Raw genomic sequence first — 11,563 nt, 5'->3', positions numbered from 1 at the left:
GCTACCGCACACCCATTTTTATGGATACACGATAGCTTTATTTTAATCTTAGGTATTATTTATTTAGCTTTTGATTCTCTTTATAATACAATTTTTCTCTTCGTTGTTCACGTAGTTTTGCACGTGTTTTTAATTCTTCGGGTGAATTAAATTCATTTTGACTTAACAATATAGAAGACTGTCTTGGTACATCATCTTTTCTATACATGTATGCACCATTTCGATATGCTGCACGTGCAACTAAATGCATGCCTACAGGTGATGTCAAATTAATAAAGATCAGTGATAATAGTAATCTAACACTGAAAAAACCTGTATTCACAACAAAATAGATTAATACTCCAACAATCGTTAGTAATACTGATAACGTGGCACTTTTCGTGGAAGCATGACTTCTCAAAAAGACATCTTGGAATTTCACGATGCCGATCGCACTGATTAATGCAATCACACTACCTAGAAAGATGAATATTGCAGAGATGAGACTAACGATTTCTTTTACTACTTCCATTGAAAACGCGCCCCCCTCCAATAAATCTAGAAATAGACACCGAACTTACAAATGAGATGATGGCTATTAACATGATTGAATCTAGGAATGAAACGGTGCCCATAATCACACTCATGACCCCAACAATACACATGACAACGGCACTCGTTGCATCAAATGACACGACTCTGTCAGCAGTAGTAGGTCCTTTAATTAACCTCAAAAGACATACTAGTAATGCAATACCAAAAATAACCAAAGCTGCAATAATAAAAAATTGTGTCATAGCTTGTATCATCGTGTCACCTCCAAGATTAAATCTTCATACTGTTTAATATTTCGCAATAAATTTTTCTTATCCTTATCCGTTACATCAATACTATGAATTAAAAATTTATTTGTTCCTTTAGATATACGAATCACAGTTGAACCTGGCGTTATGATAATTAATATCGTTAAGAAGGTAATTGCCCAATCATTAGTTAAATTGGTCTCATACGTTAACAATCCAGGATTCATGTCTTTCGTTTTAAACAAAATATAATTAATTGTACTAATACTAGATGTAATTAATTGATATAAGTAAACAACTAAAAACTTAACGGCAACCCATATTTTTCTCAAATAAAACTCTTGTCCAAAGAAACGATGTAAAATATAGATGACGATCACACCAATTAAATACCCAGAGAAGAAGGTCGTGAATTTAAACTCGTCCTCATCTTGAAATAAAACCCATAAAAACGCGATCACAATATTCAGAACGACTTGATTCATCTAATTATCTCCCTCCTTCAAATGCGTATTCACAATTTGATGGAACTGATGCTCATCCATATTCATCTTAGTCGCATTTTCAGTGACATTTAATACTTCTGGTGCACCGATTCCCATTAATAATATGACTACTACAAGAATACCTAGAATTCCTTTACGATGTTTAGGTATTTTTTTAAATTCAACCTCTTCACCGTCTTGGTCACCAAAGTACATTAAAAATAGTATTCTAAATAAGCTATACATCGCAATAAGACTCGTTACAATCATTAATCCTAGACCAATATAGTTTCCATTTTCAATGGCACCTTTAAATATCAATACTTTACCTGGGAATCCACTAAATGGTGGTACACCACCAATCGCAAAAATCATAATAATAAATGCTATACCGAAGAATGGTTCGCGCTTGGCTAGTCCACTTAAATAATGGTACTGACGATAACCCGAAATATACACTAAGCTACCTACAATAAAGAATAATAATGTTTTAACAACAATATCGTTAGCTAGATAGAAAATCGCACCATTAACACCTGAAAATGTGTGTGTACCTAAACCAAGAATGACAAAACCAATCGACAATATGACTTGATAGGCAGCAATTTTCTTAATATCTTTGTATGCTAGAACACCAAAAGCACCAATAATCATTGTTAGACATGACATAAAAATAAGCAATGGATGTGTGACTCCTTCATGAGAGTCAAATAATAAAGTGAAGAAGCGGATTAATGCATATGCACCGACCTTCGTCATTAGTGCTGCAAAAAGTGCGGCCAATTCTGTATTTAAAACCGCATATGCTTTAGGTAGCCACATAAAGATGACTAACGCTGCTTTCGAACTAAATGCCACCAAGAATATAAGTGAAATCATCGTCACGGTTTGATTATCTTCCATGTTATTTAATCTTAATGCAATATGAGAAAAATTAAGTGTTCCTACCGATTTATATAATAAACCAATCGCGAAAAGTAAAAACCATGATCCGATAATGTTCAATACGACATAGATAATTGCTGCACGTAATTGTTCAACAGATTGTCCTAATGTCACTAGTACAAACGAAGCAAGTAGCATTATTTCAAACATGACATATAAATTAAACAAATCTGAAGTTAGAAACGAACCAATGACACCTACAGATAAAAATAGAATGAATGATGGAAGATGAAAACGATTGACACGTTGCTCTCCACGCCCAAATCCATAAGCCATAATCAACGTAATGACAAATGATGAAACAGTTACCATTAGTAAACTCAATGAATCTCCTAAAAATTGAATACCAAATGGTGCCTTCCATCCACCGAAATCTAATGTAATTGGTTTTTCATTCATAACATAAATTAATAATGACAACGATATCAGTGTTGTTACCAACATTGTGCCAATACATAAGAATTTAGATACTTTACTTTTATCTTTGATAAAGACAAGTATTAAAGCGCAAAGAAATGGAAGTAACATAGGTAGAATCAATAAATTACTCATCATCATCTTCACCCCTTAATACGTTAATTTCATCTTCTTTAGTTACTCGATATGTTCTATAAATTAATACAAGTAAGAAGGCAGTCATACCAAATCCAATGACAATAGCTGTTAAAACAATGGCTTGTAATAAAGGATCAACAAAGTAAGCCTTCCCTCCTGTAATTAATGGCTCTGTCATATGTCCACCATAATGACCCATACTCATGATGATAAGGTTACCTGCATGAGTATAAATCGAGATACCAATGACGATACGAATTAAATTAACAGATAGAATCATATACGTACCTATAAATACTAAAAAGCCAATCACTAGTAATAATATAAGATTCATGATTTACCCCCACTTATCGACAACATCACTGTAACAATGACACCCACAACGGCTAATAACACACCTAATTCAAAGAGTGTAACCGTTGTGACATGTACATGACCTAATAAGGGAAACGCGATATTGGCTTCAGTTTGATATAAAAACGGTTTACCAAAAAATGTAGGGACAATAGCTGTGGCTAAAGAAATCAAAGAACCTATGATCATTAACTTTTTAAAATCGATCGGCAAACTGATAAGCACTTGCTTAACATCAAATGCAAGGAACATCAGAATAAAAGCAGAACTAAAAATCAAACCACCGATAAAGCCACCGCCCGGATTATTATGTCCTGCAAAGAAAACATAGAATCCAAACGTTAATAGTATAAACACAACGACTTTAGTTACAGTTCGTAATACGACATCATTCTCTTTCATCTTGTCCCCTCCGATCTTTATAAGTTAATAATGTATAAATACCAAGACCTGCAATAATGAGTACAAGGCCTTCAAACAATGTATCTAATGCTCTAAAATCACCTAAAATGGCATTAACGATATTCTTACCGCCTGTTAATTTATCCGCATTTTCATAGAATTTAGAAATCGTTGGCATACCGTCTGCTTGTTGGGTAATAAATATCAGTGAGACCACTGTAATTGCAGTAATCAGTGACACAACAATTTTCACAACTTCTTTTTTCATATTTGGCTTAGATCTTGGAACGTTAGGTAATCTAGAGAAACTCACAATAAATAAAATGGTCGTTATCGTTTCAACCACAAGTTGTGTTAATGCTAAATCGGGCGCTTTCATTGCAATAAAGAATAATGTTACTGCAAAGCCAATCACACCATTAAGCACTACCATTGTAAGACGTTGACGAATAAAGATGAGTACAATTCCGATAATTAATGTCACTATAGATAAAATAACTTCTAACGGTCCAAATTGAGACACATGCAATTGATGTACATGTGGAAAGCCGACACTAATGTAACCATAGACAATGATGGCTACAAAGATCAGCAATGTAATGATGATATAGTGATTGAGTTTATTTTTCATCAACATTCTAATACTATATCCAGAATATGACTCGAACTGTCGATAAACTTGTTGATACGAATTCGTTATCGAAGCATGTTTAATGATTCGATGTGTCAATGACTTCCAATCTATTGATAAGGCCAACACAATGCCTACAACAATGACAGTCACGCTTAGAATAAGCGGTAAATTAACCCCATGCCATTGCGAAATATGTGGTGCTATCGTATCTATTTTCGAACCTGCGTCTGTAACTGATCTAAGAGCTGGTAAAATCATATTTTGACCGAAAAGATTCGGAATAAAGAATATGATTGGTATAAGTATGATTAAAACTAATGAAGGTAAACTAAACATCCAAGGTTCATGAATATCTTTTTTCGTAAAATAAGACGTATTAAATTTGCCCCAAAATGTTTCTTTTACCATGTAAAGTGCATACGTGAAAGTAAAGATACTTGCGATTACGCCTATTGTGACCACAATTACTGTTAGCGTGATGCCAAATTGATCTAAGTGACTCGCCTTCACTAATGAGTCGAAGAACATTTCTTTACTTAGAAATCCATTTAAAAATGGCACACCCGCCATAGATAGCGCTGCAATCAACATAGCTATATGCATTTTAGGGAAAAGCTTTCGCATTCCATTTAAATAACGAATATCTCTTGTTCCCGCTTCATGGTCAATAATACCTACACCCATAAATAAAGCACATTTAAAAATGGCATGATTCATTAAATGAAATAAACCAGCAAATAAAACTAAAACATAAAACTCTGTTAATGAATCAGATGGATGTTGCGCATAACCGCCACCAATACCTACCATTGACATCATCATACCTAGTTGACTGATTGTAGAATAAGCTAAAATACCTTTTAAATCGTATTGTCTTAATGCGGTTAACGAACCAAATAGCATTGTGATTAATCCTACAAAAGTGACGATGTAAATATAAGCATCACTTAAACCTAAGACTGGCGTGAAGCGGAATAATAAGAAAATACCTGCTTTGACCATCGTAGCTGAATGTAAATATGCACTAACTGGTGTCGGTGCAGCCATCGCTTTAGGCAACCATACATGAAATGGAAATTGTGCTGATTTCGTAAAAGCGCCTAATAAAATCATCAACATCATTGGTATGAATAAAGTATGGTTAATCAAATGATGACGTTGATCTATAATATCCGTAATCCTGTTTGTACCTGTCATCAAAAACAACATAATAAATCCTGTTAGTAATGCCAATCCACCAAATACCGTTATCATAAACGATTGAATAGCACCTAATTGACTATTACCGTTATCGTACCAATATGAAATAAGTAAAAACGATGACACACTAGTTAATTCCCAAAAGACATACATTAAAATTGTATTATTGGAAAGAACAATACCTAACATACTGAACATGAATAATAGTAAATAGAAGAAAAATCTAGGTAGGTTATCTGTTTGAGGTGATAAGTATTGTGTAGCATAGAAAAATACTGCTACACCAATTAGTGAAATAATTAAAGCAAACATTAAACTAAGCCCGTCTAGCCTCAAGTCAACATTAATATCTAGCGAAGTCATCCAAGGTATTTGAACTGCTATAAATTGTTGTTGCACAATTTGTGGAATCTTCGAGATAAAATAAATTGATGTAATTATGGGGGCACTTAGTGCAACATAACCAGACCATGCATTTAATTTGCGATGTGACATGGTTACTAGCACCAAGCCCATAATGGCTAACAGTATAACCATTAGGTATATCAAGACCATCAAAAGCCTCCTTTTATATATTTTATAGATTTAACGCAATGACAGTACGATTGTGCATTTTATCTTTAATACCGATAAATTTCATTGTTTCATGCGTTGTTTGATGCCCTAAATACTTCTGGATTATTGAAATTGATATTCCCGATTGGTATGCATGATATGCAAAGGTTTTTCTCAATGTAGTTAATCCGATATGTGGTATGTCTAACTCTTCAGCTGCTTTATTAATAATACGATATGCTTGTTGTCTTGATAATCCTTTCCCCGTCCGTATTGACTGAAATACAAGATCATTTTCCTTAATCTCATAATAGTCAATATAGTCTTGCAACTCATTTCTTAAATCTGGTGGTAATAAAATTTGAATCGTTGGTTCTCCGTCATCAATCCAAGTTGTTTTTATATTCCCACTTTCAATTGATTTCAGTCGTTGAACACTCATATTTAACAATTCTGATAACTTTATTCCAGTATGTATTGCAAATTTAAATAATAAATAATCTCTTTGAGAACGAGATCGCAACACACTATACATTTTTTGTATATCTTCTGTTCTTCTAATCGGCTCTACTTGATTCATACGTCCTCCTTATTAAGTTTCTTATTTAATGATAAATCATGTTTAAGTAACATTAAAGCAATCTGCTTAAATTTATTTATTAAATTGTGACCCTTTTTAATTTTTATTTCGATATATATAGTGAAAGGAGGTTATAACAATGAATGAAGTAAATCAACTGGTGGTTGTTTTAACTCGTATTACTTATGATTCAGAAGGTAAAGCAATCCAACATAAACGCCGTTTTTCAAATTTAAAACCCGCTACCACTGACGAACAAATCAAAACATTTTCAACTATTATTGAACGCTTGACTGGCGAATCATTTGATAAAGTTGAAGCCATTAGAACACAATCAATAGTTTAGGAGAATGCATATGAAAACTACATTAGACCTTGTTTTTAAAAGTGACTTAGACAAACCAATAAAGTTACAAATACCCGAAAATGATAGCGCACTAACCGAACAAGTCGTAAAAGAAAGTATGAATCAATTATTAAAATTAGATATTTTAAAATCAACCGTTGGTTCAATCAACAAAGTCTACGCTGCCTATATTGTATCCAAAAATACCCAAATCCTTTTTGAAAATAAATAATTGATTGACGCCCTATACCCTCTGATATTTATCACATTGGGTATAGGGTCTTTCTATTTGAATAAATATATTTAAGACATTTTATTCAAGTCTAATCTACTATTTTATAATAGTGTCATTTTCGATATAATTGATTCACTATGACGAGAAAAGAGTGACATTAATTATGGCTTTACTATATTTTTTAGGTATCTTTGTTGGTATGTTAATTCCTATACAGACATCCGTAAACTCAAGACTAAGTCAATATACCCGATCATCTTTTTATGCTTCAACAGTATCTTTCGGTGTGGGAACCGTATGTTTAATCATCCTGAATTTAATAATCAACCCTCATATGCTCACTCCTCATTTTTTTACTGAACAAACCTTTAATTATCACTGGTTTGTAGGTGGCTTATTAGGCGTATGTTTCTTAACAGGCAACTTATTATTACTACCTAGATTAGGTGCAGCACTTACCGTTGTCATTACAGTAGCTGGTCAAATTATGATGGGTGTTGTCATTGATACATTAGGCTTGTTTGGTGCAAGTCAACAACCGTTCACTTTTTTCAAAGCAGTGGGCATTGTTCTTTTACTTATAGGTATTTTACTGATGAATCAAATTCCTAAAGACAAACTTTTACATCAATCTCATTCGAATTTATATATATGGTTAATCATTGGCTTTATTTTCGGATGTGCACCCCCTATCCAAACGACAATCAATAGTGCATTGGCAAAAGAAGTCCATTCATCATTCTTTGCTTCATTAGTGTCGTTTACGATAGGTACAATCGCTTTACTCATTTTGACATTAATCTTCCATAGAAGCTTAAAAATTCACCAAACACATCCAGATTTTGGTCATATCAAACCAATATACTTTGTGGGAGGTATCTTAGGTATGGCTTTTGTTACCTCTAATGTCATACTAATGCCATTTCTAGGTGCTGCTTTAACTACGATTGTAGGTATGCTCGGTCAAATGTTAATGGGCGTAATAATCGATCACTTTGGTTTACTAGGTACACCTAAAAACAGAATCACACTTCGAAAATGTATTGGTTTGAGTTGTATTGCTATAGGCATTATATTATTACGTTTATTTTAACGTTTAAATTGCTACTGAGTTCTTATTTTAGGAACTCAGTTTTTTATCATTCTTGTTGTGTATTTTTCATATTCTGCAACACTACCTAATAGTAACAACATCTATTTCAATAATATTTCGTTTTAATATTTTTATCGTTCTTATTGTGTAGTATAATAATGCCATCTTATCCCCAGAGGTGAACATATTGAACTTCAACAAAGCGATTTTATTTCCTTTAATACTCCTATTCATAATCATTTCCCCAGGATTCGGTTTTTATCTTTATCGTTCTTCTCATTCTCCCAATCAACTTAACCATGTTAAAACGATTAAGACAAAACATGAAACCTTACTTTCCACTATTGGCACACAAGAAGCTGTCGAAAATTTTACTCTTTATTACGACAAACAGTATGGCTATATTCATCAATTCTTCGTTAAACCTCTTACTTACGCTAAAAAGAATTCCCCACTTTTAGAATATTTCAATCCATCGAAGGCAACACAACTTGATGATCAACAACAACTGACGTTCAAACAAATTCAGCAAACCTTCCCTAAATTATCATCTTCACATCAACAACAGCTCACTGATAGAACACTTCACCAATCACAATTCTTTAAAGATAAATCAGAAATTCATACACAAGCTTACGCCCCTATTAGCGGTTATGTACATATACTAAATAAATCTCCTTCTAAAAATAATCAACCCATAATGCAAATCAATAGCAAAGAACGTATTATTCGTGCTACTATATCAGAATCCGAAAAGGATTTATTAAAAATAAATCAAAATATTTCAATCTATTCTAATGATAAAAATCGTTTCATTGGAAAAATAAAATATATTTCAAATGTCCCAAAACAGATTAATAAGCAAACATCTATGTATCAAATTGAAATATCGACTCGACCACATTATGTTATCGGCACCCACTTCAAAATCAAACTTTTTTCCAATGATATACGTATCCCTAAAAGTACATTAATAGATAACAAATATGTCCTCGTTAAACTCAAAAATAAAATAGTTAAACGTGAGGTTAAATACAATATAGCCAAACAAAATGGGTATATAAATGTTACACAAGGGTTAATGTTAAATGAAGACGTTATTGTCGCACCTTCGATGACTTTAAAAAAGTCTTTCAAATAAGTTATTTGTAATAATCATTTCAAAAACTTTACTTTTTAGTTGTTTTTTTATTAAATTACAGAAAATTTGAATTTGTTATGATAAATTTGAATTAGAAAAATGCTATTTTTAAGAAAAAAAAGATATATCACAATCAATAATTTGTTTTATAAACACTTATTTGTTTACTTCTTAATTTTATTTAGTTATAATTAACTAAATAATATAGCATTAAATATAATTCTTTAAATTAATTTAATACTAAATTATGACAGACACTTCGTATTTTTCAAAAAAAAGATATAAATAGATAAAATCGGGTAAAAGCACTTATAGAAGTATATGTAAGTGTATATAATAGGGAGGTTTCAGTAATGGCTATTTCAAAAATAAATGATTGCTTCGAATTACTAGCAATGGTCACTTATGCTGACAAATTAAAAAGTATTATTAAAAAAGAATTCTCAATTAGTTTTGAGGAATTCGCAGTTTTAACTTATATTAGTGAACACAAAGAAGAGGAATACTATCTTAAAGATATTATCAACCACTTAAACTACAAACAACCACAAGTTGTAAAAGCTGTTAAAAACTTATCACAAGAAGATTATTTCGATAAAAAACGTAATGAACATGACGAAAGAACAGTATTAATTTTAGTTAATACTAAACAACGTAAAAAAATCGATGAATTATTAAAACGTGTTAACAAACGAATCACTGAAGCTAACGACGAAAACGAAGTATAAGCTTTAAAGTAAGTGAGGATATTTTAAACGAGATAGATAGATATAAACAGTTAAGCTAACAACTTAATAGATTTGAATGTAAATATCTACCCATCTCATACCTATCTTTTAAAAGATAGGTATTTTTTAATGATGACTAGATTTGAAAAAAAATATAACGTGTCTGAAATTAAAAGGGATTTCATCCTCGTGCCATTTGCACGTGTGATAAAATCCCTTTTTTGAATAAGTCGTTATCTTTCAATCCAATGTTCAATTGAACTAATAAAGTCCGTATATACTTTTACAAATTTTTCTGGTTCTTCGATATGTGGTGCATGACCTGAGTCATTAAATACCATTTTAGTAATATTTTCAAAATGATCGTCTACACAATAATTATTTTTATCCTTAATCAGAGGATCATAAAATCCATTAATGATTAATGTTGGTACATTGACTAAAGGACGTTCTTCTTGTTCCTGTGCATTATAAGAGATTAGTGCTCTTATAGCAATAGCACTTTCCTCTGATGTTTGCCTATAATACATTCTTTGATCTTGAAACCATTTCATAGTATTATCTTGTTCTTTAAATAAAATAGGAAATAGTAATAGAACTGCCTCGGATTTATTAAATCCTGCAACTAAATCTTGGTGTTCTACCATTAATTTAGTGAATCCGTGGGTAATATCCTCTCTTTTTGAAGCGACTGCAGTTAATGAAATGGTCTTAAATGGATATTTTTCAGTAAATCTTTTACCGATTAATCCACCCATATCATGTCCTAAAATATGTGCAGAACTTATATTTAATCTCTCCATTAATATATATAAATCTTCGATATGATCTTCTAAATCAAAAGCCTCACATCTCGATGATTTCCCATGACCACGTACATCATAAGTTATGACTCTATAGCGATCACTTAACTGTTGTGATAATTGTTTAAATGCTGCTAAGTTGCCATCTAATCCATGAATTAATACGATGGGAATGCCTTGCCCTACATCACGATAAGCAATTTCAATACCATTGCCTAATAGAATTTTGTCCATAGTGGCACCTCCCTTTAGTATGTACTATACCCACTTGAAAATAACTTTACGCCAATATTTAGAAGTTCTTAGCAAGAAATTGCTTAGAACTTCTTATGCATGAGCTTCAGCTCAGGCGTTCCTACCTTATTGCAAGAAATTGCTTAGAACTTCTTAGGGCGTAACTCTGAAATTTCTAATTTCTTAGTGTTACCCCCGCAAGGATGACTAGATATCAATTAGTGTAACGTCCATTGATATCAGTCATCTACTGCGTGTCATGAGCTTCAGCTCAGGCGTTCCTACCTTATTGCAAGAAATTGCTTAGAACTTCTTAGGGTGTAACTCTGAAATTTCTAAATTCTTAGTGTTACCCCCGCAAGGATGACTAGATATCAATTAGTGTAACGTCCATTGATATCAGTCATCTACTGTGTGTCATGAGCTTCAGCTCAGGCGTTCCTACCTTATTGCAAGAAATTGCTTAGAACTTCTTAGGGTGTAACTCTGAA

The 11,563-nt window shown here is 32.3% G+C and carries 14 protein-coding genes; 5 read left to right on the top strand and 9 right to left on the bottom strand.

What is annotated here, in order from left to right:
• Nucleotides 1–55 precede the first annotated feature (55 nt).
• The 8 genes from mnhG2 to ACZ267_RS07405 are packed head-to-tail and all read right to left on the bottom strand — an operon-like array spanning nucleotide 56 to nucleotide 6,492.
• A complete protein-coding gene (gene mnhG2, locus ACZ267_RS07440; protein ID WP_002465894.1) occupies nucleotides 56–511 on the bottom strand; it encodes a Na+/H+ antiporter Mnh2 subunit G in 456 nt (151 codons plus the stop codon).
• On the bottom strand, nucleotides 486–788 hold the full coding sequence (gene mnhF2, locus ACZ267_RS07435) for a Na+/H+ antiporter Mnh2 subunit F (RefSeq protein ID WP_002465880.1): 303 nt from the start codon (nucleotides 786–788) through the stop codon (nucleotides 486–488). Before mnhF2 ends, mnhG2 begins: the two co-directional genes overlap by 26 nt.
• The gene (gene mnhE2 / locus ACZ267_RS07430; RefSeq protein WP_002451044.1) at nucleotides 785–1,267 is read right to left on the bottom strand and encodes a Na+/H+ antiporter Mnh2 subunit E; all 483 of its coding nucleotides are present in this window, start codon (nucleotides 1,265–1,267) and stop codon (nucleotides 785–787) included. The genes mnhF2 and mnhE2 overlap by 4 nt, the downstream gene beginning before the upstream one ends.
• Nucleotides 1,268–2,767: a Na+/H+ antiporter Mnh2 subunit D gene (mnhD2, locus tag ACZ267_RS07425; protein ID WP_019235802.1), complete on the bottom strand. Its 1,500-nt coding sequence runs from the start codon at nucleotides 2,765–2,767 to the stop codon at nucleotides 1,268–1,270.
• Nucleotides 2,757–3,101 (bottom strand): Na+/H+ antiporter Mnh2 subunit C, encoded by a 345-nt coding sequence (gene mnhC2, locus ACZ267_RS07420; RefSeq protein ID WP_002465882.1) that lies wholly within the window; start codon nucleotides 3,099–3,101, stop codon nucleotides 2,757–2,759. The genes mnhD2 and mnhC2 overlap by 11 nt, the downstream gene beginning before the upstream one ends.
• Complete coding sequence (mnhB2, locus tag ACZ267_RS07415) at nucleotides 3,098–3,523, bottom strand: Na+/H+ antiporter Mnh2 subunit B (protein ID WP_002465881.1); 426 nt, start codon at nucleotides 3,521–3,523, stop codon at nucleotides 3,098–3,100. The genes mnhC2 and mnhB2 overlap by 4 nt, the downstream gene beginning before the upstream one ends.
• Entirely contained in the window at nucleotides 3,510–5,912 is a 2,403-nt protein-coding gene (mnhA2, locus tag ACZ267_RS07410; RefSeq protein ID WP_002465908.1) for a Na+/H+ antiporter Mnh2 subunit A, read from the bottom strand. Before mnhA2 ends, mnhB2 begins: the two co-directional genes overlap by 14 nt.
• A 22-nt stretch (nucleotides 5,913–5,934) precedes the next feature.
• On the bottom strand, nucleotides 5,935–6,492 hold the full coding sequence (locus ACZ267_RS07405) for a tyrosine-type recombinase/integrase (RefSeq protein WP_002465875.1): 558 nt from the start codon (nucleotides 6,490–6,492) through the stop codon (nucleotides 5,935–5,937).
• Nucleotides 6,493–6,631: 139 nt separating this feature from the next.
• Here ACZ267_RS07405 and sroA point away from each other — a divergent pair, with 139 nt between their 5' ends.
• From sroA to sarA, 5 genes are all read left to right on the top strand, one after another.
• Entirely contained in the window at nucleotides 6,632–6,838 is a 207-nt protein-coding gene (gene sroA, locus ACZ267_RS07400) for a sigS mRNA-stabilizing protein SroA (RefSeq protein ID WP_002465851.1), read from the top strand.
• A gap of 10 nt (nucleotides 6,839–6,848) precedes the next feature.
• A complete protein-coding gene (locus ACZ267_RS07395) occupies nucleotides 6,849–7,070 on the top strand; it encodes a DUF2922 domain-containing protein (protein ID WP_002465859.1) in 222 nt (73 codons plus the stop codon).
• 166 nt (nucleotides 7,071–7,236) lie between these two features.
• On the top strand, nucleotides 7,237–8,166 hold the full coding sequence (locus ACZ267_RS07390) for a DMT family transporter (RefSeq protein WP_002465868.1): 930 nt from the start codon (nucleotides 7,237–7,239) through the stop codon (nucleotides 8,164–8,166).
• A 187-nt stretch (nucleotides 8,167–8,353) separates the two neighbouring features.
• Nucleotides 8,354–9,307, top strand: a complete 954-nt coding sequence (locus tag ACZ267_RS07385; RefSeq protein WP_002465866.1) for an efflux RND transporter periplasmic adaptor subunit — start codon at nucleotides 8,354–8,356, stop codon at nucleotides 9,305–9,307.
• Between the two features lie 353 nt (nucleotides 9,308–9,660).
• A complete protein-coding gene (gene sarA / locus ACZ267_RS07380) occupies nucleotides 9,661–10,035 on the top strand; it encodes a global transcriptional regulator SarA (protein WP_002451055.1) in 375 nt (124 codons plus the stop codon).
• Nucleotides 10,036–10,268: 233 nt separating this feature from the next.
• On the opposite strand, the gene ACZ267_RS07375 is transcribed toward sarA, so the two are convergent.
• Nucleotides 10,269–11,072, bottom strand: a complete 804-nt coding sequence (locus tag ACZ267_RS07375) for an alpha/beta fold hydrolase (protein ID WP_002465857.1) — start codon at nucleotides 11,070–11,072, stop codon at nucleotides 10,269–10,271.
• Between the last annotated feature and the right edge of the window lie 491 nt (nucleotides 11,073–11,563).

This window comes from Staphylococcus sp. AC872 (assembly GCF_979255425.1).
Note: the sequence above shows the minus strand (reverse complement) of the source record. Positions and strands in the feature narration are given on the sequence as shown.

Excerpts from the sequence above, each read along its gene's own strand:
- mnhG2 (WP_002465894.1), bottom strand. The coding sequence starts at position 511 with ATGGAAGTAGTAAAAGAAATCGTTAGTCTCATCTCTGCAATATTCATC.
- mnhF2 (WP_002465880.1), bottom strand. The coding sequence starts at position 788 with ATGATACAAGCTATGACACAATTTTTTATTATTGCAGCTTTGGTTATT.
- mnhE2 (WP_002451044.1), bottom strand. The coding sequence starts at position 1,267 with ATGAATCAAGTCGTTCTGAATATTGTGATCGCGTTTTTATGGGTTTTA.
- mnhD2 (WP_019235802.1), bottom strand. The coding sequence starts at position 2,767 with ATGATGAGTAATTTATTGATTCTACCTATGTTACTTCCATTTCTTTGC.
- mnhC2 (WP_002465882.1), bottom strand. The coding sequence starts at position 3,101 with ATGAATCTTATATTATTACTAGTGATTGGCTTTTTAGTATTTATAGGT.
- mnhB2 (WP_002465881.1), bottom strand. The coding sequence starts at position 3,523 with ATGAAAGAGAATGATGTCGTATTACGAACTGTAACTAAAGTCGTTGTG.
- mnhA2 (WP_002465908.1), bottom strand. The coding sequence starts at position 5,912 with ATGGTCTTGATATACCTAATGGTTATACTGTTAGCCATTATGGGCTTG.
- ACZ267_RS07405 (WP_002465875.1), bottom strand. The coding sequence starts at position 6,492 with ATGAATCAAGTAGAGCCGATTAGAAGAACAGAAGATATACAAAAAATG.
- sroA (WP_002465851.1), top strand. The coding sequence starts at position 6,632 with ATGAATGAAGTAAATCAACTGGTGGTTGTTTTAACTCGTATTACTTAT.
- ACZ267_RS07395 (WP_002465859.1), top strand. The coding sequence starts at position 6,849 with ATGAAAACTACATTAGACCTTGTTTTTAAAAGTGACTTAGACAAACCA.
- ACZ267_RS07390 (WP_002465868.1), top strand. The coding sequence starts at position 7,237 with ATGGCTTTACTATATTTTTTAGGTATCTTTGTTGGTATGTTAATTCCT.
- sarA (WP_002451055.1), top strand. The coding sequence starts at position 9,661 with ATGGCTATTTCAAAAATAAATGATTGCTTCGAATTACTAGCAATGGTC.
- ACZ267_RS07375 (WP_002465857.1), bottom strand. The coding sequence starts at position 11,072 with ATGGACAAAATTCTATTAGGCAATGGTATTGAAATTGCTTATCGTGAT.